The sequence below is a fragment of the Cupriavidus sp. 05T313 genome, assembly GCF_056396665.1.
The window spans coordinates 20,677-44,558 of the sequence record NZ_JBFTLX010000077.1 but is presented as its reverse complement, the minus strand read 5'-3'; the positions used below and the strand labels follow the sequence as shown (position 1 = coordinate 44,558).

The window sequence follows — 23,882 nt, the reverse complement described above, 5'->3', positions numbered from 1 at the left end:
CAGCATGGCCGCCATCAGCAGGTACTCGGCCGCCAGCTCAAGATTGCTCTTGCGGATCTGGTCGATATACGTGAGGTACTGGCGCGTCACTTGCGCCATCGGGATATCGAGGACGTTGAAGTTCTGCCTGCGGATCAGGTAGAGCAGCAGGTCCAGCGGCCCTTCGAACGCTTCCAGGAAGATTTCCAGCGCATCCGGCGGGATGTACAGGTCCTGGGGCAGCTTGAACAGCGGCTCGCCATACAGGCGCGCGAAGGCCATGCCGTCGACGGCGGCCGGCGTGGAGTCCTGTCCGGGTGCCACGCTGGGCAGCTCGATCGGCGGCTTCAGCTTGTCCTGCTCGCTCTGGTTCATCTAGGGGCGGGCGCTCGAGGGGGCGGGTACGGCTTCAGTCCAGCGAATAGACGTAAGGCTTCTGCGCCACGCGGGAGGCGTCGGCGCGGGCACGTTCTTCGAGATTGATCGGGCTCTTGTCCCACAGCAGGGCGCGGCCCTGGCGTTGTTCCGCTTCGAGGGAAGGGCGCTCATCCTTGAGCGACTTCAGGAACTGGGTGATATCCGATTCGTAGAGAGCCATGACGGGAAACAGTGGGGAATTGTCGAACGAGCCCGGATTTTACCGTATTGGCAGGGTCAGTAACGGGATTGCACGCGATTCCGCCATTTTGATCCCACACCCCTGATGCGCGGCCGCCCGGGGGTGGTCTTTTTGGCGCCATCGGGCAGGCTGGCCGCCCGGGTGTGGTCAAATATCGACTTTGCGTGACGTGCACCAATCGATGAGGATGGATCCAGGGTCCCCGCGTACCAGGCCCGCCGGCTTTGTCGCCGCCTCCGGCGCAGAGCCGGGGGCGGCGGCCGCGCTGCGCCGCCTGGCGTGTCCGTTGCTGGCGGCCCTGGCGCTGTCCGCGGGGCCGGCCGCTGCCGCCTACAAGGTCGAGGTGGAGGCGCCCAAGGCGATCAAGGAAATCCTGCAAGACCACCTGGACCTGTCACGCTACAGCGCGCGCGACGACATCTCGCCGGACCAGTTCAACTACATGGTCGAGACGGTTGGCGAGCAGGTCCGCCAGTTCACCTCCACCGAAGGCTATTTCGATCCGCAGACCACCGCCAAGGTGGAAGGCAGCGGCGATAAGCGCACCGTGACCATCACGGTGGACCCTGGCGCGCGCACCGTGATCCGTGCGGTCGACGTTAGCGTGAGCGGCCCCGCCGCCACCCAGTCGCCGGAGCAGATTGCCGAAATCCGGGCCAAATGGGGCCTGCCGGTGGGCGAGCCGTTCCGGCAGGCGGACTGGTCCAAGGCCAAGGAGGACGCCCTGGTGGAGTTGCAGAGCCATACCTACTACGGCGCCCGCATGACCGGCTCGCAGGCGCGCGTCGAGCCGGACGAACATGCGGCGGACCTCAGCGCGCGTTTTGCCAGCGGCCCGGCATACCGCATGGGACCGCTGAAGATCAGCGGGTTGCGGCGTTATCCCGAGCAGATCATCCGCAACGTCAATCCGCTGTACGAGGGCGAGCCGTACCGCGTGGAGCGCCTGCTGGAATTCCAGCGGGCAATCCAGAACCAGCCCTATTTTTCCAACGTGCAGATCGACCTGGGCCAGCAGGAGTCGACGGATCAGGGCAAGGTGACCGAGGCGGGCACGGCCAGCGACGCCGAGCCAAAGGTCGACATGAACGCCGACAAGGTCACCGTGCCGGTGTATGTGCGCGTGCGCGAGTATCCCGTCAACCGGCTCTCGAGCGGCGTGGGCTACACCACCGATACCGGCGCCCAGGTCGAAGGCCGCTATTCCTATTACAACCTGTTCAACCGTGCCTGGGTGTTCGACTCGCAGGCACGCATCGAGCAAAAACGCCAGTACGTTTTCGCCGAGATGGCCATGCCGCCCGATAGCAGGACGTACCGCAACAGCGTCTACAGCAGCTACGAACGCACCATCGACCTGGAAAGCACCGACCTGACCAGCCTGCGCACCGGCCTGAAGCGCTCCCGCTCGCGCGAGAATTACGACACCACCATCTCGCTGGACTATTACTACGACAACCTGCAGCCCTTCGGCGAGCCGAACCAGCTCAGCCGGGCGCTGGTGCCGGCTTTCGCATGGACGCGGCGCGACGTGGACAACCCGGTGTTCCCGCGCCGCGGCAATGTCATCAACACGCAGGTTGGCGTGGCGGCCCAGCACGTGCTGAGCGACGAGACCTTCTTCCGTGTCTATGGCCGTATCCGCCAGTACATCCCGGTGGGCAAACGCGACCTGGTGGTGGCCCGGCTGGAACTGGGCGCCGATATCACCAGAGGCGACGTCACCAAGGTGCCGGCCTCGCTGCGCTTTCGCGCCGGCGGCACCGATTCGATCCGGGGCTACAGCTATCAGTCGATCGGCACGCGCGACGGCGCCAGCGTGCTGCCCGCCAAATACCTCGGCACTGCCAGCCTGGAATACCAGTACTGGTTCCTGCCCGACTGGGGCGCCGCGGTTTTCTGGGACGTGGGGACCGCCACCGACAACCTGACGGGCGTCAAGCTCTACAACGGCGTGGGTATCGGGGCGCGCTGGCGCAGCCCGGTCGGGCCGGTGCAGCTCGATATCGGCTACGGCATCCAGGAGACGCAGTTCCGCCCGCATATATCACTTGGAGTTGCGTTCTGATGGCGATGCGACCCTGCCGGCAGGCCGGCGCCTCCCGTCCACGCAGCCGCAAGGCGTTTGCCGCATGAGTATCCCCGACATGCCTCCCGTTCCCGCCCGCGATGCTGGCGCACCCGGACCGGCGCGTCCGCGCCGGGCGCGCGTCTGGCTCTGGCTGGCGTGGCTGGTGGCGGTGTTGCTCGTGCTGCTGCTGGCGGCGCTGTCGGCCGTGGCGCTGGCCCTGCGCACCGAGGCGGGTACGCGCCAGCTGTGGTCAATGGCCACGCGGCTGTCCGACGGCGCCTTGTCCGGCAAGCTGGAGGGCGGCACGGTGGCCCAAGGCCTGCGCCTGCGCGATGTGGTGTTCGCGAGCGGCGAGACACGCGTGACGGTGGACCGCCTCGATGGCGACTGGTCGTTCAACTGGTCGCCGACCCGCTTGCATGTCAAATGGCTGCGCATCGGTGCGGTGACGCTGCGTTTGCCCCCGGCCCAGCCCGACAGCGCGCCTGCGACGCTGCCCAAGTCGCTCGAGCTGCCGCTGTCGGTGGACGTGGATACGCTCACCCTGGCACGCCTGGCCTTGCTGGAGGGGCCGCCGGCCACGCCCAGCGAGATGGTGTTTGCCGATCTGGCGGGTTCGCTGCACTCCGACGGGCAGCACCATCGCGCCAGCGTGGAACACCTGGTCACGCCGTATGGCAAGCTCGCCGCCAATGCGCAGATCGCCGGCCAGGCGCCTTTCGCGTTGACCGGCGCGGGCCTGCTGGAGGGCAGCTGGGAGAAGGAGTCCTTCAGCATCAGCGCCAGCATGCGTGGCTCGCTCGCCGCCCTGCGCGCGGAAGTCGAGGCCAGCGGCGATCGAATGCGCGGCCGCGCCGGGGCCGACCTGACGCCGTTCGGCAAGGTGCCGTTCACCCATGTGGTGGTCAACGGCGAGCATATCAATCCGCGCCTGTTCAGCGCTTCGGCGCCGCAAGCCAACCTGTCCGTGCAGGCCGAGTTGCGGCCGGTGGACGGGGCGGGCGCACCGGCACCGGCGGCGGCGGTATCCTCGTCGGCGGCTGCCAGCGCCCCGGTTGCAACGGCATCGGCGGTTCCCGCCTCCGCCGCCGGCGCAAAGCCCGCCGGCGCCACCGACGAGGCGCCCCTGCGGGTAGCGGGCGACGTGCGCATCGTCAACCATGACGCCGGCAAGCTCGACGCCGAGCGCCTGCCGGTGGAATCGGTGCAGGGGCACATCGAGGTCAGCGAGACGGCACAGGCGGTGCGCGACCTGCGCGTGGCACTGGCCGGTGGCGGCGAGATCCGTGGCGGCGGCGCGCTGCACGAGGGCCGCGGCGGCTTTGACCTCGACGTGCGCAACCTCGACCCGCAAGCCCTCTATGGCAGCCTGAAGCGCGTGCGTTTGTCCGGCCCGGTGATCCTGCGGCTGGAGCCCGGCCGCCAGAGCGCGGCGCTGGACCTTGCCGGCGGCGAGTTCAAGCTGTTCGCCGATGCGCGCCTGGACGCCGAGGCAGTGACGCTGACCGCGCTGCGCGCCGGCATCGGCTCGGGCACGCTCAACGCCGAGGGCAAGCTTTCGCTCAAGGACGAGCAGCCCTTCAGCTTCAAGGGCAAGCTCACCAACTTCGACCCCGCGCGCGTCGCCACGGTGGCGCCCGGCCGCATCAATGCCGATTTCACTGCCAGCGGGACACTTGCGCCGGAGTTGCGCGTGGGGCTCGATTTCTCGGTGCGCGACAGCGTCTATGCGGGGCTGCCTATGCGCGGCGAGGGCAAGCTGCGCCTGGCCGGCGAGCGCCTGCTGCCGAGCCAGGCCACGATTGACATGGCCGGCAACCAGGCTCAGCTCAGCGGCAGTTTCGGCGCGCGCGGCGACCGCCTGAAGCTGCACGTGGACGCGCCGCAGCTCGAGCGGCTCAAGTTCGGCGTGGCCGGCGTGCTCAAGCTCGATGCCGACGTCACCGGCACCCTGGCGCGGCCGGAAATCGTGGGCACCTATAGCGCCCAGTCGCTGGTGGTGGGCCCGCACCATGTCGCCAGCGCCAGCGGCAGCGCGGAGCTGCGCGGGGGCCTGGATGGCACGCTCGCGCTGCAACTGAACGCACGCGACTATCGCGGCCCGGTTGCCACGCTGCGCACGCTCGACGTGACACTCAGCGGCACCCAGGCCAGGCACAGCTTCGAGCTGAAGACGGCCGGCGCGCTGCACGACAAGCCGATGCAGCTGACGCTGGCGGGGCAGGGTGCCTGGCAGGGCCAGGCCGGCTGGAACGGCACCATCCGCACCCTGGAAGAACGCGGCACCGTCAATGTGCGGCTGATAGCGCCTGCACAGCTGCTGGTGGCCGACCAGCATGTGCGGCTGGGCGCCGCCGGCCTGCAGTTCGAGCGCGCCCGCGTCAATGTGGACAGTTTCGAGTTCGATCATGGCCGCATCCGCACGCAGGGCAAACTCGACGGCTTGCAGGTGGCAAACCTGCTGCGCCTGGCCGAGGCGCTCAGCGGCGAGGCGCCGCCGGTGCGCTCGGACCTGGTGCTGGACGGGCGCTGGAACATCACGCTGGCCGAGACCGCCTCCGGCTTCGCCGAGTTGCGCCGCCGCAGCGGCGATGTCTCAGTGAGCGCGGGTCGGGGCTTCACCACGCTGGGACTTGGCGAGAGCGCGCTGCGCGCCGAGTTTGCCGGCAGCCGCGTCAACCTGCGCGGCGGCGTCGAAGCCGCGCGCCTCGGGAAGCTGGTGGTGGACGCGTCCGCCGGGCTGCTCCAGGACCAGGGCTTGATGACGGTGACGCCGGCTTCCGCGCTGGCGGGCAAGGTGTCGCTGGATGTGCCGAAGATCAAGACGCTGGAAGCGTTCACCGGGCCGCAATACGCGTTCGATGGCAAGCTGGCGGCCACCCTGCAGCTTGCCGGCACGGTCGGCAACCCGTTGCTCACCGGCAATATCGACGGCAGTGGCATCGCTATCACGCTGTACGACCTGGGCATCCGCCTGACCGACGGCATCGTGCGCGTCGCGCTCGATCAGAACGCCATTGAGCTCAAGCAAGTGGAATTCCGCGGCGGCGACGGCAAGATCGTGGCCACCGGCAACGTGAAGCTGGGCGAGACCGATCCCAACCTGACTGGCAAGATCGTGGCCGACAAGCTCCAGATCTTTGCCAGCCCCGAGCGCACCCTGATCGTTTCCGGCGATGCCAGTATCGTGAACGAGAACCGCCAGATCGTGATCCGCGGCAAGTTCCGCGTGGACAGCGGCCTGTTCGACCTGCCCAAGGCCGGTGCCCCGGAGCTGGGCGACGACGTGGTGGTGGTGCGCCGCCGCGACCAGCGCGAGATCAAGACTGCCGCCACGCCCGTGCCGGAAACCAGGCCGGCCAGCCGCTTCAGCCCGCTGATCGATCTCACGCTCGACCTGGGAGACAACTTCCGCTTCCGCGGGGCCGGCGCGGACCTGCGCCTGGGCGGCCAGCTCGGCATCAAGAGCGCGCCGCTGACCCCCCTGCGCGCCACCGGCACCATTCGTGTGACCGACGGCACCTATGAAGCCTTCGGGCGCAAGCTGAACATCGAGCGCGGCATCGTCAATTTCAACGGTCCGGTGGACAATCCCAACATCAATATCCGCGCCATGCGCCGCAACCAGGAGGTGGAGGCCGGCGTGGAGGTGACCGGCACGGTGCGCCTGCCGCGCGTCAGGCTGGTGTCGGAGCCGAATGTGCCGGAGGAGGATAAGCTGTCATGGCTGATGTTCGGTTATGGTGCCGAATCCGCCGCCGCCGGACAGCAGAAGCAACTGGGTGGCGCGGCCCTGGGCGGCGCTGCGCTGGGGATGATCGGCGGGCGTGCCGGCAAGGGAATCGTGCAGCATTTCGGCATCGATGAGTTTTCCATCGGTCCGAGTACCGCGGGCCTTAACGACCAGCAGGTGGTAAGCGTGGGCAAGGCCGTGACCGAGCAGATCTCGGTGGGCTATGAGCAGAGCCTGACCAGTGCTTCCAGCGTGTTCAAGCTGACCTGGGCATTCTCGCGGCGCTGGTCCCTGGTTGCCAAGGGTGGTTCGATCAGTGGCCTGTCCCTGTTGTTCAACCGCCGCTTTGACAGTTGGGGCAATCTGTTCACCGGCGCGGGCGGCCGCGCCAGATCCGAAGGGAGCCAGACCGATGGCAGCAATGAAATCAACAGCAAAACCGGCGACGATGCCCCCCGCGGTGCCACCTCGGATGCCGCGCCTGCGCGGCCCTGAGGGGCAACGCTATCGCCCCCCTTCAGATACTGCCGCGTCGTACCGACGCCTTGCCGCCATGGGACTGATTTCCTCCGTGCTTGCCCTGTTCGGGTGCGACCAGCAGAAGGTCGACGAAGCGATGAAGAAGGCGGGTGATGCCGCGCGCTCTACCTGGAACTCGGTCAAGCCCGATAGCCAGCTGTTCAAGGGCATCGTGGTCGGCGAGTCGGGCGAGGAGGACGTGCGGCGCCAGGCCGGGCGCCCGGAGATTGTCTGGGAAGAGGATGGGGGCGGGCGCCGCCTCGAATACCCGCGCGGGCCGGAGGGCGGCACTACCTGGATGGTGACGATCGGCGCAGACGGCAAGGTGCGCGCCATCGAGCAGGTGCTGACAGCGGAAAACTTCGCGCGCGTGCGGGCCGGAATGAGCCGCGACGACATCCGCCGCCTGCTGGGCAAGCCCACCAAGGTGGAAGCCTTCGCGCTCAAGAAGGAGGAGGTCTGGGGCTATCGCTGGTGGGAAAGCTCGCAGGAGAAGGCCTTCTTCAACGTGCATTTCAATGCCGACGGCAAGGTAACCCACACCTCGCGCAGCGACGATCCCTCCAAGATGCAGGGCGGCTAGCCCACTACGGGCAGCGGGGCTTGCTGGCGGCGCGGCGTCAATCGACGCCGGCGCCGTTGCGGCATTGGCGGATCAGCGCGGGCGCGCCTCACCGCCTCGGTACATCAGCGGATACGCATGCCCGGGACAGCGCCTTCGTGCGGCTCCAGGATCCAGAGCCCGGGCGTGGCCTTCTCGTCCGCCGCGGAAGCGGCCAGCACCATGCCTTCGGACAGGCCGAACTTCATCTTGCGCGGCGCCAGGTTGGCCACCATCACGGTGAGCTTGCCCACCAGCTGTTCGGGCGTGTAGGCCGACTGGATGCCGGAGAAGACGTTGCGCGTCTTGCCTTCGCCCAGATCCAGCGTCAGCTGCAGCAGCTTGTTCGAGCCTTCCACCTTCTGGCATGCCACGATCTTGGCGACGCGCAGGTCGATCTTGGCGAAGTCGTCGATGGTGATGGTCTCGGCGATCGGCTCGATCGAGGCGGCGGCATCGTCCGCCGTGGCGGCGGGGGCGGTGGCTTGCAGCGAATCGCGGTTGGCGGCCAGCAGGGCATCGACCTGCTTGGCATCCACGCGGGTCATCAGGTGCGAGTACGGCTGCACCGGACGCGAGGCCGACAGCTGCTTGTCGATGCCGCGCCAGTCCAGCGGCTCGATATTGAGGAAGCGCTCAACGCCCGCGGCCATCTGCGGCACCACCGGCTTGAGATAGACGGTGAGCAGGCGGAAGGCTTCCAGCGAGACCGAGCAGGCGGCGTGCAGGGCGGCACGCCTGGCTTCGTCCTTGGCCAGTTCCCACGGCTTCTCGGTGTCGACGAAGGCGTTCACTGCATCGGTGAGTTCCATCACCAGGCGCAGCGCCTTGCTGTACTCGCGGCCTTCATAGAAGTGCGCCACCTGCGGCGCGGCTTCACGCAGTTGCTTGAGCAGCGGGTGGGCCAGCGCGGCGTCGTCCACCACGCCATCGAAGCGCTTGACCAGGAAGCCGGCAGCGCGGCTGGCGATATTCACGTACTTTCCGATCAGGTCGCTGTTCACGCGTGCGATGAAGTCGTCGAGGTTGAGGTCGAGGTCTTCCATGCTGGCGTTGAGCTTGGCGGCGAAGTAGTAGCGCAGCCACTCCGGGTTCATGCCGGTATCGACGTAGCTCTGCGCGGTGATGAAGGTGCCGCGCGACTTGCTCATCTTGGCGCCGTCGACCGTCAGGAAACCATGCGCGAACACGTTGGTGGGCGTGCGGTAGCCCGAGAAACGCAGCATGGCCGGCCAGAACAGCGTGTGGAAATACAGGATGTCCTTGCCGATGAAGTGGTACTGCTCGGCGGTGGAATGCGGGCCTACCCAGGCGTCGAAATCGATGCCCTTCTTCTCGGCCAGGTTCTTGAAGCTGGCGTAGTAGCCGATCGGCGCATCCAGCCACACGTAGAAGTACTTGCCGGGTGCCCCGGGAATCTCGAAGCCGAAGTACGGCGCGTCACGCGAGATGTCCCAGTCCGACAGCGTCGAGGCCTCGCCTTCGGCGCCAAGCCATTCCTGCATCTTGTTGGCCGCTTCCGGCTGGGCCAGGTCGGCCACCCACTCGCGCAGGAAGGTTTCGCAGCGCGGGTCGGAGAGCTTGAAAAAGTAATGGGCGGAAGATTTGCGCACCGGCGTGGCGCCGGACACCACCGAATACGGGTTCTTCAGGTCGGTGGGCACGTAGGTGGTGCCGCAGACCTCGCAGGAGTCGCCGTACTGGTCCTTGGCGCCGCACTTCGGGCACTCGCCCTTGATGAAGCGGTCCGGCAGGAACATGTTCTTGACGGGGTCGTAGAACTGCTCGACCTCGCGTTCGGCAATCAGGTCTTCGGCCTTCAGCGCCAGGTAGATCTTCTCGGAGAGCTGCTTGTTCTCGTCGGAGTCGGTGCTGTAGTAGTTGTCGAACGACACCATGAAGCTGTCGAAATCGCGCTTATGCTCGGTCCACACGCGGTCGATCAGCTGCTTGGGGGTGATGCCTTCCTTTTCGGCCCGCAGCATCACCGGGGTGCCGTGCGTATCGTCCGCGCCCACGTAGTACACCTCGTTGCCCATCATGCGCTGGAAGCGCACCCAGATGTCGGTCTGGATGTACTCCACCAGGTGGCCGATATGGATCTGGCCGTTGGCGTATGGCAGGGCAGATGTGACGAGGATGCGACGTGCGGTCATGGAAAAATTGCCGGTCAGGAGGGGGTTGGACAGTAAGGCGGGGGCGCCGCCGCGAGAATCAGGCGGGCACCGTGAGAGGGCTATTCTAGCAAGCGGGGCAGGCAGCGCGTGCACTCCGGCAGGGCGGAGCGGGAAGAGAGTGCTGCAAGTGCCTGAAAAGGCACTGAAAAACATCTGGGCAAAAAAAGCGCCGGTTAGTACCGGCGCAGCTTTCCACAACGGAAAAGGAGGAGAAATCAGGTACCGCCCGGGAGGTCAGCCACCCATCGCGAGCCAGCAACGGTGACAAGCGGTACCTGTTTCTATGACAGCATCATCGCTGAATTGGTTTCAAATAAATTTCGACCCGGCGATTTTGTGCGCGACCCGCCTCAGTGGCGTTGTCCGCCAAGGGCTGGGTTTGCCCCCGGCCTTCGGCTGCCAGGCGGGTCCGGGCCACGCCGCGGTCACCCAGATAGGTCGCCACGCTCTGCGCGCGGCGCTGCGACAGTTGCATGTTGTAGCTGGGATTGCCCGTGCTGTCGGTATGGCCGACCACGGTGGCGGAGACGTCCTGTTGCTGGGCAAGGGTCTGCGAAACCTGGTCCAGCACCGAGCGGAACGAGGGCTTGATGGTGGCGCTGTCGGTGTCGAAGGTTACCTGGCTCGGGATATTTACCTTCAGCGAGCCATCCGGCTGCTCGGTGATCTGGGTCCCGGTGCCGGCAGTGTCCTTGTTCAGCTTGCCGCGGATCGCGTTCCAGTTGTAACCCGTAGCTCCGCCGAGTGCCCCGCCTACCGCCGCGCCGACGAGCGTGCCGGTAGTGTTACCGCCGATCAGGTTGCCCAGGCCGGCACCGACCGCAGCGCCCACACCGGTTCCGACCGCGGTCTGCGTGCCTTGTTCTGTAGCGCAGCCGGCGGCAAGAATGGCGACAACGGCAAGGCTGGCAAGCTTGAATTTCATGCTTTCTCCTTCAGGACGGATCTTGTTGAGATGATTGTTGAAATGGTGTGAGCTACACCACTAGAAATAACGCGGACGGCACGTGAACACAAGAGTCCGGGCGGTATTCCGCTGGCGTGCGTTCCTGGCGCACTACAATAAGGAGATGAAGCCGGGTGCACAAGTCTGTTGCTGTGACAGTTGTAAGTGCGTGTAATTCCACGCCCGCGTGAGGGGCTTGTCGTCCGCGCGCCACCCGCCGCCTGCGCTTCGCTCATACTTTGATACAGTACGCGCCTTCCCCATATTCAGTAGCGGAGATTGTCTTGAGCCTCACCGTCGACCAGGTTACCGAAGTCCTGCGCACCGTGATCGACCCCAACACGGGCCGGGATCTGGTGTCTACCCGCTCTGCCCGCAACGTTCGGGTCGAAGGCGGCGATGTGTCGCTTGAAGTCGAGCTGGGCTATCCCGGCAAGAGCCAGCTGGAACCGATCCGCAAGCAGGTGGTTGCTGCGCTGCGGCAACTGCCGGGCGTGACCAATGCCAGCGTGGCCGTCAGCATGAAGATCGTCGCGCATGCCGTACAGCGCGGCGTCAAGCTGCTGCCGGGCGTGAAGAACGTGATCGCCGTGGCGTCGGGCAAGGGCGGGGTGGGCAAGTCCACCACCGCCGTCAACCTGGCGCTGGCATTGTCCGCCGAGGGCGCCCGCGTGGGCATGCTCGACGCCGACATCTACGGTCCCAGCCTGCCGATGATGCTCGGCATCGACGGCCGCCCGGAGTCCTCCGATGGCCAGACCATGGAGCCGCTTGAAGGCCACGGCCTGCAGGCCAACTCCATCGGTTTCCTGATCGAGCAGGACAATCCCATGGTGTGGCGCGGCCCGATGGTGACCTCGGCGCTGGAGCAGTTGCTGCGCCAGACCAACTGGCACGATCTCGATTACCTGATCGTCGACATGCCGCCGGGCACCGGCGACATCCAGCTGACGCTGTCGCAGAAAGTGCCGGTTACGGGCGCCGTGATTGTCACGACGCCCCAGGACATTGCCTTGCTGGACGCCAAGAAGGGCCTGAAGATGTTCGAGAAGGTGGGGATTCCCATTCTCGGCCTTGTTGAGAACATGGCGGTCTACTGCTGCCCGAACTGCGGCCACGTCGAGCATATCTTCGGCGAAGGCGGCGGCGAGAAGATGTGCGAGGACTACGGCGTGGAGTTGCTCGGCAGCATGCCGCTGAACCGTTCGATCCGCGAGCAGGCCGACACTGGCCGCCCGACTGTGGTGTCCGACCCTGACAGCCCGATCGCCGAGCTTTACCGAGCCATGGCGCGCAAGGTGGCCGTGAAGGTGGCCGACCGTGCCCGCGACATGACCAGCAAGTTCCCCAGCATCGTGGTGCAGAACACCTGAACGCCATGGGCACGCCAGCCGATCCCGCCGCAGGCATCCCGGCCACCGGGGCCGATGCTGTGCCCGCTGGCCGGCCCGGCGTCACCATGGCCGTGGTGATGCGCCGCGTGGCGCTGCGCAGCCCCTGGCAACCGTGGAAATGGGAACTCGACGCCGTCCTGCCCGACCTCGGCGAGTTCGGTGCCGTGCCGCACTGCCTGGCGCAGGACGAGTATGGCGCGCGCTGGCTGTATCCAGGCTACGGCGTCACGCTGTTCCGCGATGAGGCGGAGGGGTATTACCTCAACCTGACCTCCACCGCGCCCTGCTGGTTCGTGCTCTGGCGCATGGCGGAGGAGGGCGGCCAGGCCGCCGTCCCCGCATCGGACGATGGCGAGCCGTTGCCGCTGCCGGTCACCGTGACACTCTCCTACAACGAGGCCGGACGCTGGCTCGATGCCGGCGAAACCGTCGAGAATGTGCCGCTGGCGCCCGAGCAACTCGACTGGCTGCGCGCCTACGTGGCAGAGCATTACCGCCCGGAGCCCAAGAAACGCCGCCGCCCGGAATCGTTCAAGGCGCCGGAGGACCGGGCGCGCTACTGATGCAGGCTGGTACCGCATGAGCGATGACACTTTCCTGTCGCGCTGGTCACGCCGCAAGGCCGCGGCGCGCCAGGGGCAGCCGCTGGCGCCCGAGCCGGCGCCACCCGTGCCGGCCGAACCGCCAGCCCCCGCTGACCGGTGGCAGGTGGAACCTGCCGCGCCGGCCGAGCCCCTTCCCACGCTTGCCGACGCCGCCTTGCTGCAGCCGGGCGACAGCATCGCGCGATTCGTGGCGCGCGGCGTAGACGAAACCGTCAAGCGCGCCGCGCTCAAGACCTTGTTTGCCGATCCGCATTTCAATGTGATGGACGGGCTCGATATCTACATCGACGACTACAGCAAGCCCGACCCGATTCCCCTCGATGTGTTGCGGCGCATGCGCCAGTCCGAGACGCTGGGCCTGTTCGCGCCGACCGACGACGAACTGGCTGCGGCACGCGCGGCGGAACAGGCGCCGGATGCGCCCGGAGCTGCGGTGCCGCAGGCGGAGCAGGCCAGCCCTGGCCAGTCCGCGACGCCGGAGCCTGTGGATGCCGTGCCGCCTGAAATGCAGGGGGGCGCGCAAGAACATGGTGGCGATCCAATCGCACCCACGCCAGTCGCGGCCGGGCCCGGTTTGCCGGGCACGGAGCGCCAGACGGACGATTCCGCCCCAGGCAAACACGCGTAGCCGCTGCCGCCGCGGCGGCCTACAATGGGCTTCCCCCCACAATTCGCCGGCCGCAAGACTCCTTAAAAAGGGAGCAACCACGCCGGCCAGCCGCATCGCCATGCCGACGCTGATTTGCAATTGCAACGACACCATGCCGCTTGACGGGGCGACGCTGTCGGGCAATGGTTCCACGACCGCAGGCGGCACCAGCCCGCCGCTCAAGGTGCACCACTTGCTGTGCCGCCGCGAAATCGGCGACTTCACTGCCGCGCTCGATGGCACGGACGATGTCATCGTGGCCTGCACGCAGGAGCGCGCCTTGTTCACCGAGGTAGCTGCCCGGCGCCAGGCCGAAGGCACCATGACGGCACCGGTGCGCTTCGTCAATATCCGGGAAACCGGCGGATGGTCGCAGGGGGCGCGGCGCGATCCCAAGACCGCCAACGCCAAGATCGCCGCGCTGCTGGCCGCTGCCGCGCTACCCGATCCGGAGCCGGTGCCCGTGGTGGACTACCGTTCGGGCGGAGCCGTGCTGGTGCTCGGCCCGGCCGCCCGTGCCATGCCCTGGGCCGGCAAGCTGGCCGAATCCGGCATGGAAGTGTCGGTGCTGCTGGGCGGCACCGGTGAGGCCATGGGCGCAGCCACTCAGCCCGCCTCGCGGGACTTCCCGGTGCACAGCGGCAAGCTGGTCAAGCTCGGCGGCTGGCTCGGCGCCTTCGAGGCAAGCTGGGAGACCGGCGCGGGGCGCGGCAACCCGATCGACCTGGATCTTTGCACGCGCTGCAACGCCTGCATCGAGGCGTGCCCCGAGGACGCCATTGATTTCAGCTACCAGGTCGACCTGGACCGTTGCCGTTCCCACCGCGCCTGCGTGAAGGCTTGCGGGGCCGCCGCCGCGATCGACTTCGATCGTCCCGTCAAGACCGCCACCGAGCGCTTCGACCTGGTGTTCGACCTGGCCGATACGCCGGCCTTCACCATGCACTCGCCGCCGCAAGGCTACCTCTACGCCGGCGCGGATCCGGTGCGTCAGCAGGCGCAGGCACTGGCCCTGGTCCAGATGGTGGGCGAGTTCGAGAAGCCGAAGTTCTTCCAGTACAAGGAGAAAATCTGCGCGCATGGCCGCAACAAGACCACCGGCTGCACGGCCTGCATCGATATCTGTTCCACCGAGGCGATCCGCTCGCAATGGCATGACGGGCGCGGCCGTATCGAGGTCACGCCCAACCTGTGCATGGGCTGCGGCGCCTGCACGACGGTGTGCCCGACCGGCGCCATCAGCTACGCCTACCCCAAGCCGGACTATCTCGGCGAGCGCTTGCGCACGCTGGTTTCGGCCTACCGCGCCGCAGGTGGCCGCGACGCCGTACTGCTGCTGCACGGCGAGGAATACGGTAACGCTCCCATCCTGGCGCTTGGCCGCGCCGCGCGCGCCGGCCAGGCGAGGGGCATGCCGCCCAATGTGATACCGGTGGCGCTGTTCCATCCGGCCGCGAGCGGACTTGAATTGTGGTTGTCTGCCATTTGCTGGGGCGCCAGCCGCGTCGCGGTGATGTTCACGGGCGACGAAGCGCCGCAATATCGCACGGCGCTGGTAGAGCAGATGGCGGTAGGACAGGCGATTCTCGCGGGCCTTGGCTATGAGGGCGAATGCCTGTCGCTGGTGGATGGCCCTGATGCCGCCACGCTGGATGCGCAACTGGCGCAACTGGCGCAATCGAGCAGCCGGCCGGCGCTCCCGCCGGCGCTGTTCCATGCCGCGGCGGCCAAACGCGAGACGCTGGATTTCGCGCTCGACTACCTGGTGCGCAACGCGCCGCGCTCTCAGGCAAGCGTGCCGCTGCCGGCCGGGGCACCGTTGGGTGCGGTAGCTGTCGATACCACGCGCTGCACGCTTTGCATGGCCTGCGTCGGTGCTTGTCCCTCGCAGGCCTTGCGCGATAATCCCGAGCGTCCGGTGCTTGGCTTCCTGGAACGCAACTGCGTACAGTGCGGCCTGTGCGAAAGCACCTGCCCGGAAGATGCCATCACCCTGGTGCCGCGGCTGCTGACCGGCGAGGACGCGCGCCGCACGGTAACACTGGCCGAAACCCAACCCTTCCATTGCATCCGCTGCGCCAAGCCGTTTGGCACCGCGCAGATGGTGCATGCCATGCTGGCCAGGCTCGCGGACCACCCCGCGTTCGCCGGCGAGGCTGCCGAACGCCTGAAGATGTGTGGCGACTGCCGCGTCGTCGATATGATGGAAAAGAGCAGCGGCACCCCAAGCGGTACCGTGGTGCGGTAGTACAGCCGGTGGGACGCAAGCGTGCCTTGCCGCGTGAGCGGCAAGGCGCGCTTGCGCCGGCCAAGTCAGCAATCCGGTCTCCCGGTACCCTTGAGAACCATCACGAAATGACAGATTTCCAGCCCATCCAGCTGATTCCCCCGGTCATCGAAGCCACGGCCAATGCCGAGGACACCGCCCGCGCTGACCTGTACGGTCTGCTGGCCACGCTGTTGTATCGCGCGCCAGATGCCGCGCTGCTGCACCATATCGCCGCCAACCGCGCCATTGGCGAGGACGCCGCGACCACGCTGGGCGAAGCCTGGAATGATTTGTGCGATGCAGCATCGATCGCGACGGCCGCCGAGACGGCCGACGAGTACCAGGAATTGTTCATCGGCGTGGGCAAGCCGGAAGTCCTTCTCTACGGCTCCTACTACCAGACCGGTTTCCTCAACGAACGCCCTGTGGTGGCGCTGCGAGACGACCTGGCACGCTATGGCCTGGTGCGCCAGGACAATGTCAGCGAGACAGAGGACCATATCGCCACGCTGTGCGAAGTGATGCGTTTCCTGGTGGCGGGCGAGGATGCGGGTGTTTCCAATCTCGCAGAGCAGCAACACTTCTTTGCGCGCCATGTTCAGCCATGGGTGGAGACGCTTTGCGATGCCATGGCGGCGCATCCGCAAGCCCGTTTCTATGTACAGGTAGCCGCTTTGCTGAAAGCCTTCATGGCGGTCGAGGCGATCGCGCTCGACATGCGCTGAGCCTTCAAGGCGGATCGCCGGGATCGCCGGAAGGAGGCCGCCTCGCCTGCCACCTTGTTTCAAACAAGCCGGGCATGGTATTTTTTAAACGCAGGTATCAGTAAAAACCCGCGTATTGCATGGTCTTTCAGCACATATCAATCTAAAATAGGCAAAAGAATACATAACAGGATTGGTTATCGGCTTTAATCTGCCGAGGAGCCCCACATGAAAGACAAGCAGCCCAGGGTCGCACGCCGTACTTTTCTCGCCGGCACGGGGGTTGTTGCCGCCGCCGGCGCGGCCGCTGCGCTGACCGCGCGCGGACCGGCCATGCCCACGCAGGCCGCGGCCATTCCGGATGTCACGCCCGGCGACGGCGAGGGCTACCGGGTTACCGAACACATTCGCAAGTACTACCGGACAACGCTGGTGTGAGCCGAGTCGCGTCTTGTGCGCGCCCGTTCGACCTCGTTTCCATCCAGGGGTGATACATGATCTTGACCCGCAAGCGCGCGGCGCAGGGCAGCGCATCCTCGCAACTGGCCGGCACCGTGGCCGGGCATGCCACCGGCAGGCTATCCGACCGCCTGGCCGCCGGCCTGGCTGGCGCGATGCCCACCATGGACCGCCGCAGTTTCCTCAAGCGCTCCGGCATCGGGGTGGGGGCGGGTCTGGCGGCCTCGCAACTGACGCTGTTGCGCCATGCGGACGCCGCGGATGCGCCGGGGAGCGGCGGCGAGGGTAAGAGCAATATCGTGGTGCGCCGCACCGTCTGCGGCCATTGCTCGGTGGGTTGCGCGGTCGATGCGGTGGTGCAGAACGGCGTATGGGTACGCCAGGATCCGGTCTTCGATTCGCCGATCAATATGGGCGCGCACTGCGCCAAGGGCGCCGCGCTGCGCGAGCACGGCCATGGCGAGTATCGCCTGAAGTACCCGATGAAGCTGGTGAACGGCAAGTACCAGCGCATCGGCTGGGACCAGGCGCTCGACGAGATCTCCGCCAGGATGAAGGAGATCCGCCAGCAGACCGGGCCGGACTCGATGTTCTTCGTCGGCTCCTCCAAGCACAGCAACGAGGGCGCTTACCTGCTGCGCAAGTGGGTGTCGTTCTTCGGCACCAACAACACCGACCACCAGGCTCGCATCTGCCACTCCACCACGGTGGCCGGCGTGGCGAATACCTGGGGCTACGGTGCGATGACCAACTCGTACAACGATATGCAGAACGCCAGGGCGGCGCTGTATATCGGCTCCAACGCGGCCGAGGCGCACCCGGTATCGATGCTGCACCTGCTGCACGCGAAGGAGAATGGCTGCAAGGTGATCGTGGTCGATCCGCGCTATACACGCACGGCGGCCAAGTCCGATTACTACGTGCGCATCCGTTCCGGCACCGACATCGCCTTCCTGTTCGGCGTGCTGTACCACATCTTCAAGAACGGCTGGGAAGACCCGAAGTATCTCAACGACCGCGTCTACGGCATGGACAAGGTCAAGGAGGAAGTCCTCGCCAAGTGGACGCCGGACAAGGTCGAGGAAGTCTGCGGCGTGCCCGAGGCCCAGGTCCACCAGGTTGCCGAGATCATGGCCAAGAACCGCCCCAGCACGCTGGTGTGGTGCATGGGCCAGACCCAGCACACCATCGGCAACGCGATCGTGCGGGCCTCCTGCCTGGTGCAGCTGGCGCTGGGCAATATCGGCGTGTCGGGCGGCGGCGCGAATATCTTCCGCGGCCACGACAACGTGCAGGGCGCCACCGACGTGGGCCCCAACCCCGACTCGCTGCCGGGCTACTACGGCCTGGCCACCGGCGCGTGGAAGCATTTCGCAGCGGTGTGGGGCGTGGATTACGAATGGATCAAGAAACAGTACGCCTCGCAGGCGATGATGGAGAAGTCCGGCACCACCGTATCGCGATGGATCGATATCGTCACCGAGAAGCCCGACCTGATCGATCAGGACAACAACGTCCGCGGCGTGTTTTTCTGGGGCCACGCACCCAACTCGCAGACGCGCGGGCTGGAGATGAAGAAGGCCCTCGACAAGCTCGACCTGCTGGTGATCATCGACCCCTATCCGTCGGCCACCGCGGCGATGGCCAATATGCCGCCGGCCGAAGGCGACAAGGTCAACCCGAACCGAGCGGTCTACCTGCTCCCGGCCTGCACGCAATTCGAGACCTCCGGGACCTGCACGGCCTCCAACCGCTCGCTGCAATGGCGCGAGAAGGTGATCGAGCCGCTGTTCGAGTCCATGCCGGACCACACCATCATGCAGGCCTTCGCCGATCGCCTGGGGTTTGGCAAGGAACTGTCGAAGAACTTCAAGCTGCTCGAGGTCAAGCGCGCGGGGCGTACCTGGATGGAGCCGGAGCCCGAGTCCATCCTGCGCGAGATCAACGCCAGCAACTGGACCATCGGCTATACCGGGCAATCGCCCGAGCGGCTCAAGTCGCATATGCGCAATATGCAGATGTTCGATGTGCGCACGCTGCGCTGCAAGGGCGGCAAGGATCCGGTGACCGGCTACGACCTGACGGGCGATTATTTCGGCCTGCCGTGGCCCTGCTACGGCACGCCGGAGCTTAAGCACCCGGGATCGCCCAACCTGTACGACACCAGCAAGCACGTCATGGACGGCGGAGGCAACTTCCGCGCCAACTTTGGCGTGGAGCGCGATGGCGTCAGCCTGCTTGCCGAGGATGGCTCATGCTCTAAGGGCGCGGACATCACCACCGGCTATCCCGAGTTCGATCATGTGCTGCTGAAGAAGCTGGGCTGGTGGGATGAGCTGACCGACGCCGAGAAGCAGAAGGCCGAGGGCAAGAACTGGAAGACCGACCTGTCCGGTGGCATCCAGCGCGTGGTGCTGAAGAACCATGGCTGCCACCCCTTTGGCAACGCCAAGGCGCGCGCGATCGTGTGGAACTTCCCCGACCCGATCCCGCAGCACCGCGAGCCGCTGTATTCCACGCGGCCCGACATGGTCGCCAAGTACCCGACGCATGACGACAAGATGGCGTTCTGGCGGCTGCCCACGCTGTACAAGTCACTGCAGCAGCGCAATATCGATAACAAGCTCTATGAGAAGTTTCCCATCATCCTCACCTCGGGCCGCCTGGTCGAGTACGAGGGCGGTGGCGAGGAAACTCGTTCCAATCCGTGGCTGGCCGAACTGCAGCAGGAGAACTTCGTCGAGATCAACCCGCGCGCGGCTTCCGAGCGAGGCATTCGCAATGGCGACTTCTGCTGGGTCAGCACACCCCCCGGCGCGCGCATCAAGGTGCGTGCCCTGGTGACGGAGCGCGTCGGCGTGGATACCGCCTTCATCCCGTTCCACTTCTCGGGCTGGTGGCAGGGCAAGGACCTCAAGGACTACTACCCCGAGGGCGCGATGCCGATCGTGCGCGGCGAGGCGGTCAACACCGCCACCACCTACGGCTATGACGCGGTGACGATGATGCAGGAAACCAAGACCACGATCTGCCAGATCGAACGGTTCGCCTGATTGCGACAGAGACTGAGATCAAGGGCAAGGAACGACCATGGCACGCATGAAATTCATCTGTGACGCCGAGCGATGCATCGAATGCAATAGCTGCGTCACCGCCTGCAAGAACGAGCACGAAGTGCCGTGGGGCGTCAACCGGCGCCGCGTGGTGACCGTCAACGACGGCATCGTCGGCGCCGAGAAGTCCATCTCGGTGGCCTGCATGCATTGCTCGGACGCGCCCTGCATGGCGGTCTGCCCGGTCGACTGCTTCTACCGCACCGACGACGGCGTGGTGCTGCACGACAAGGACGTCTGCATCGGCTGCGGCTACTGCTCCTACGCCTGCCCGTTCGGCGCGCCCCAGTTCCCCAGCGCCGGGACTTTCGGCGTGCGCGGCAAGATGGACAAGTGCACCTTCTGCGCGGGCGGCCCGGAGAAGAACGGCAGCGAGGAAGAGTTCGAGAAGTACGGCCGCAACCGCCTGGCCGAAGGCAAGCTGCCGCTGTGCGCGGAAATGTGCTCGACCAAGGCCCTGCTGGGCGGCGATGGCGACGTGATCGCCGACATCCTGCGCAACCGCGTGATCAAGCGCGGCAAGGGCGGCGATGTGTTCGGCTGGGGGACGGCCTATGGCAACAAGGGCGCCGCGCAGGGAGCCCCGGCCGCGCCCGCGGCACCGCCGCCTGTCGCACCAGCCGCGTCCGGAGCGCAGCCATCATGACCCGCTTGCTCATGATCCTGCTGGCCGCCGGCAGCACCGTGCTGGCCGCCTGCGGCGAACGCCCGCAGACATCCACCGCGGCGCACAAGAAATCCGACGCGGCGGCTTACGAGGGCGCGCCGGGCGATCCCTTCGTGGCCAAGGGCTGGACGCCGGGCGACAAGACCAGCTGGCAGAACCAGATCCACGAGCGCAACCAGAACCAGAACGAATACAACCGCACGCCATGACCCCGGCAACGCGAACCCCGGCCGAGCCGATGGAGGGCATATGAAGCCGACGCTCAATCCTGGCTGGTTCCGCTACCTGGCGGGAGTGGCCTGCGCGCTGGCCTTGCTGGCGCCGCTTGGCGCCGCGCGGGCCCAGGCATCGTCGCCACAGGCCACGCCCGCCACGCCTGCCGCCGCGGTGACTGCCGACGCGAACAATCCGGCCACGCACCCGGTCCAGCCCTTCGCGGGCATCGCGTCGGAGAACATCTTCAATGTGCCCAAGCGCGATATCGCCGCCGAGGCGCAGGCCCAGCAGGCGCGCACGCAATCGCAGCCCGGCAATAACGCGCCGGTGTGGCGCGAGGTGAATTCCGACCAGGCGCACTACAGCAGCCTGCCCGCCAAGGAGGCCGGCGTGCTGATCCAGCGCACCGGCCAGAAGTGGCGGCTGTTCCGCAACGGCGTGATCACGGTCTGGGGTGGCTGGCTGATCGTCGCCGTGCCCGCCGCGATCCTGGCCTTCTTTTTCTGGCGCGGCACCATCCCGCTCAAGACGCCGCGTACCGGCCGCATGATCCAGCGCTTCACGCCGCTGGAGCGCGTGGTGCACTGGACCATGGCGATCTCATTCGTCACGCTGGCGGTTTCGGGCATCGTCATGTTGTTCGGCAAGCATTTTCTGCTGCCGCTGATGGGCCACACCTTGTTCGGCTGGCTGACCTACCTGCTGAAGAACGTCCACAACATCGTCGGGCCGGTCTTCACGCTGGCCGTGATCGTCGGCTTTGTGATCTTCGTGCGCGACAACCTGCCCGCCCGCGAGGACTGGCAGTGGCTCGCCAAGCTGGGTGGGCTCGTTTCCGGCAAGCATGTGCCAAGCGGGCGCTTCAACGCCGGCGAAAAGGCATGGTTCTGGGGTGGGCTGGTGCTGTTCGGCCTGATCCTGTCCGCTTCCGGCTGGGTGCTCGATATGATCGTGCCTGGCATGGATTTCTACCGTGCCACCATGCAGATCGCCAATGTGATCCATGGCATCGCGGCGGTGCTGATGATGGCGATGGCCTGCGGTCATATCTACATGGGCACCATCGGCATGGAAGGCGCCTACCGCGCCATGCGCGACGGCTGGGTCGACGAAGCCTGGGCCAAGGAGCATCACGAACTCTGGTACGACGATATCAAGTCCGGCAAGATCCCGGCGCAGCGGGCGGCCGAGCCGCAACCCGGCGAGCGTGCCGGTGGCCGGGCCAGCACCGGCGAAGCCTGAGCGAACGCGGCGTCGCGCCACAGATCCCGAGGAAGAGGAATCAGACCAATGAAACGCATCCTGCTGCTGCTCGCCCTCGCACTTGGCGGCACGGGCGCCCTGGCCAAGCTGCCGCCCCCTACCGAAGCGCAAAAGCTCAAGGCCGACGAGGCCAAGGCACGTGCAGCCTGGGCCGACAAGGTGGCCGCCTACCAGCTCTGCCGTTCACAAGACAAGACGGCTGCGTACTATTTCAACGATATGAAAGCCAAGGGCAAAGAAGTACCGGCCGGCGCGGCAGCCCCGCCGTGTGCCGATCCGGGACCATTTGTGGCGGCGGCGCCCGCCACCGGGGAAGCCGCCGCTACCGCCGGCGGCCCGTCCACCGCCCCTGTCGCGGCACCTTCGGATCACAAACCGGCCGCAGCGCCGGGCACCGGAGCGGTACAATCGCCCCGGACATCACCGTGAGAGGAGGTTCGGCATGAAGCATGTACGCGTACTTTTCGGTCTGGCGGTAGCGGGAACCCTGGCAGGCGGCCTGGCCGGCTGCGCCGGTACGGGAATGGGAGATGGTTCGGACACCGCCGTCGCCGCGCTGGCATCCAGGAGCGGCACCGCGACGCAGGGCAGCGTGACATTCACCCAGCGCGGCAACACGGTGCTGGTCAAAGCCGATGTGACGGGCTTGCCACCCAATACCGAGCATGGTTTCCACGTGCACGAGAAGGGTGACTGCTCCACGCCCGACGCCATGAGCGCCGGCGGTCACTTCAACCCGACGGCCAAGCCGCACGGATCGATGTCGATGCCCGACCATCATGCCGGCGATATCAACAACCTCAAGGCCGACGCCAGCGGGCGCGCCCAGGCCAGCTTCGAGCTGGCCGACGTGACCGTGGCCCCCGGCCCGAACAGCGTGGTGGGCCGCGCGGTGGTCGTGCATAAGGACCCGGACGACTACAAGACCCAGCCTACCGGCAACTCCGGCGGCCGCATCGCCTGCGGCGTGATCGCCAAGTCCTGACGGACGGGGCAGGGCAGCGCCGCCCGGTCGCGCTGCCCATCCATTTTTCCCCTACCCATGCCCCTGCGTCCCGAACTCACCCATGCTTGCGTTCCCCTGATCGAAGAAGTCGAGGTGGTCGATGAGCAGGGGCGCGTGCGGCCGGCCTTCCTGCCGGGCGAGCGTCCGCTCACGGTCTACCTGGACAAGCGGGAGCTGGTGACGCTGATGACGCTGGGCGGTGCGCCCGAGGCACTCGTGCTGGGCTACCTGCGCAACCAGCGCCTGGTCGAGTCGATCGAGGATATCGCCGCGATCCAGGTCGACTGGGAAACCGAATCCGCCGCCGTCACGACCCGCACGGGCGTGGACCGTATCGAGGAGCGTACCTCCCGCCGCGTGGTGACCACCGGCTGCGGCCAGGGCACGGTGTTCGGCTCGCTGCTGGACGAGGTCGACAATATCCGCCTGCCGGACGACGCCACCCTGGACCAGGAAACGCTCTACAGCATCGTCGATACCATCCGGCTGCAGCAGTCGGTCTACAAGCAGGCCGGCTCGGTACATGGCTGTGCGCTGTTCCGCGGGCGCGAGCTGTTGATGTTCATCGAGGACGTGGGCCGGCACAACGCCGTGGATGCCATCGCCGGCCTGATGTGGCTGGAGGATATGAGTGGCGCCGACAAGGTTTTCTACACCACCGGCCGGCTGACCTCCGAGATGGTGATCAAGGGCGCCCAGATGGGCATTCCCTTCCTGCTGTCGCGCTCGGGTGTGACCCAGATGGGCTACCAGATGGCCCGGCGCGTCAACCTGGCCCTGTTCGCGCGGTGCACCGGACGTCATTTCCTGCTCTATACCGGCCGCGAGCGCTTCCGGCACCAGTTACCGGAGCAGGCTACCGCCTGAGGCGGGGCTCCGGGCCGCCTGTCCC

At 66.5% G+C, this 23,882-nt stretch carries 20 protein-coding genes; 16 read left to right on the top strand and 4 right to left on the bottom strand.

Annotated features, from left to right (window positions below):
* Positions 1–354: segregation and condensation protein A (locus tag AC1DKD_RS18310; RefSeq protein ID WP_477143541.1), on the bottom strand; the 354-nt coding region annotated here is incomplete at its 3' end.
* A 34-nt stretch (positions 355–388) separates the two neighbouring features.
* Complete coding sequence (locus AC1DKD_RS18305; RefSeq protein WP_035863727.1) at positions 389–577, bottom strand: DUF3460 family protein; 189 nt, start codon at positions 575–577, stop codon at positions 389–391.
* A 202-nt stretch (positions 578–779) separates the two neighbouring features.
* Between AC1DKD_RS18305 and AC1DKD_RS18300 the strand changes: the two genes are divergently transcribed.
* The 3 genes from AC1DKD_RS18300 (at position 780) to bamE (ending at position 7,504) form a co-directional block, all read left to right on the top strand.
* Positions 780–2,666 carry an autotransporter assembly complex protein TamA gene (locus tag AC1DKD_RS18300; protein WP_477111292.1) on the top strand — a complete coding sequence of 629 codons (1,887 nt, stop codon included), beginning with the start codon at positions 780–782 and terminating at the stop codon, positions 2,664–2,666.
* Positions 2,667–2,730: 64 nt separating this feature from the next.
* Positions 2,731–6,897 (top strand): translocation/assembly module TamB domain-containing protein, encoded by a 4,167-nt coding sequence (locus AC1DKD_RS18295; protein WP_477111291.1) that lies wholly within the window; start codon positions 2,731–2,733, stop codon positions 6,895–6,897.
* 58 nt (positions 6,898–6,955) lie between these two features.
* A complete protein-coding gene (bamE, locus tag AC1DKD_RS18290; protein ID WP_477111290.1) occupies positions 6,956–7,504 on the top strand; it encodes an outer membrane protein assembly factor BamE domain-containing protein in 549 nt (182 codons plus the stop codon).
* Positions 7,505–7,608: 104 nt separating this feature from the next.
* Here the strand turns inward: bamE and metG are convergent, their stop codons facing one another.
* Together metG and AC1DKD_RS18280 are read right to left on the bottom strand one after the other, a co-directional pair.
* Positions 7,609–9,678, bottom strand: coding sequence for a methionine--tRNA ligase (gene metG, locus AC1DKD_RS18285; protein WP_477111289.1), 2,070 nt, complete (start codon positions 9,676–9,678; stop codon positions 7,609–7,611).
* Positions 9,679–9,991: 313 nt separating this feature from the next.
* On the bottom strand, positions 9,992–10,624 hold the full coding sequence (locus tag AC1DKD_RS18280) for a YiaD family glycine zipper/OmpA-like lipoprotein (RefSeq protein ID WP_035863736.1): 633 nt from the start codon (positions 10,622–10,624) through the stop codon (positions 9,992–9,994).
* 305 nt (positions 10,625–10,929) lie between these two features.
* Here AC1DKD_RS18280 and apbC point away from each other — a divergent pair, with 305 nt between their 5' ends.
* The 13 genes from apbC to AC1DKD_RS18215 all read left to right on the top strand — a co-directional run bounded on the left by apbC (position 10,930) and on the right by AC1DKD_RS18215 (position 23,857).
* On the top strand, positions 10,930–12,018 hold the full coding sequence (gene apbC, locus AC1DKD_RS18275) for an iron-sulfur cluster carrier protein ApbC (protein ID WP_035863737.1): 1,089 nt from the start codon (positions 10,930–10,932) through the stop codon (positions 12,016–12,018).
* Positions 12,019–12,023: 5 nt separating this feature from the next.
* Positions 12,024–12,602, top strand: a complete 579-nt coding sequence (locus tag AC1DKD_RS18270) for a DUF3305 domain-containing protein (protein ID WP_477111288.1) — start codon at positions 12,024–12,026, stop codon at positions 12,600–12,602.
* 16 nt (positions 12,603–12,618) lie between these two features.
* Positions 12,619–13,272 (top strand): DUF3306 domain-containing protein, encoded by a 654-nt coding sequence (locus AC1DKD_RS18265; protein ID WP_477102993.1) that lies wholly within the window; start codon positions 12,619–12,621, stop codon positions 13,270–13,272.
* Between the two features lie 100 nt (positions 13,273–13,372).
* The gene (locus AC1DKD_RS18260) at positions 13,373–15,541 is read left to right on the top strand and encodes a 4Fe-4S binding protein (RefSeq protein ID WP_477111287.1); all 2,169 of its coding nucleotides are present in this window, start codon (positions 13,373–13,375) and stop codon (positions 15,539–15,541) included.
* A gap of 107 nt (positions 15,542–15,648) precedes the next feature.
* Positions 15,649–16,287, top strand: coding sequence for a TorD/DmsD family molecular chaperone (locus tag AC1DKD_RS18255; RefSeq protein WP_441625022.1), 639 nt, complete (start codon positions 15,649–15,651; stop codon positions 16,285–16,287).
* Positions 16,288–16,494: 207 nt separating this feature from the next.
* Positions 16,495–16,704 carry a formate dehydrogenase gene (locus AC1DKD_RS18250; protein ID WP_441625004.1) on the top strand — a complete coding sequence of 70 codons (210 nt, stop codon included), beginning with the start codon at positions 16,495–16,497 and terminating at the stop codon, positions 16,702–16,704.
* A gap of 56 nt (positions 16,705–16,760) precedes the next feature.
* Positions 16,761–19,778 carry a molybdopterin-dependent oxidoreductase gene (locus tag AC1DKD_RS18245; protein WP_441625002.1) on the top strand — a complete coding sequence of 1,006 codons (3,018 nt, stop codon included), beginning with the start codon at positions 16,761–16,763 and terminating at the stop codon, positions 19,776–19,778.
* A gap of 37 nt (positions 19,779–19,815) precedes the next feature.
* Positions 19,816–20,484 carry a formate dehydrogenase FDH3 subunit beta gene (gene fdh3B / locus AC1DKD_RS18240; RefSeq protein WP_477111286.1) on the top strand — a complete coding sequence of 223 codons (669 nt, stop codon included), beginning with the start codon at positions 19,816–19,818 and terminating at the stop codon, positions 20,482–20,484.
* On the top strand, positions 20,481–20,714 hold the full coding sequence (locus tag AC1DKD_RS18235; RefSeq protein ID WP_477111285.1) for a hypothetical protein: 234 nt from the start codon (positions 20,481–20,483) through the stop codon (positions 20,712–20,714). Before fdh3B ends, AC1DKD_RS18235 begins: the two co-directional genes overlap by 4 nt.
* Before the next feature lie 40 nt (positions 20,715–20,754).
* The gene (locus AC1DKD_RS18230; RefSeq protein ID WP_441624996.1) at positions 20,755–21,963 is read left to right on the top strand and encodes a formate dehydrogenase subunit gamma; all 1,209 of its coding nucleotides are present in this window, start codon (positions 20,755–20,757) and stop codon (positions 21,961–21,963) included.
* A 48-nt stretch (positions 21,964–22,011) separates the two neighbouring features.
* On the top strand, positions 22,012–22,413 hold the full coding sequence (locus AC1DKD_RS18225) for a hypothetical protein (RefSeq protein WP_441624994.1): 402 nt from the start codon (positions 22,012–22,014) through the stop codon (positions 22,411–22,413).
* Between the two features lie 13 nt (positions 22,414–22,426).
* A complete protein-coding gene (locus tag AC1DKD_RS18220; RefSeq protein WP_477111284.1) occupies positions 22,427–22,969 on the top strand; it encodes a superoxide dismutase family protein in 543 nt (180 codons plus the stop codon).
* Positions 22,970–23,026: 57 nt separating this feature from the next.
* Positions 23,027–23,857, top strand: coding sequence for a formate dehydrogenase accessory sulfurtransferase FdhD (locus AC1DKD_RS18215; protein WP_477111283.1), 831 nt, complete (start codon positions 23,027–23,029; stop codon positions 23,855–23,857).
* The last annotated feature ends 25 nt before the right edge of the window (positions 23,858–23,882 follow it).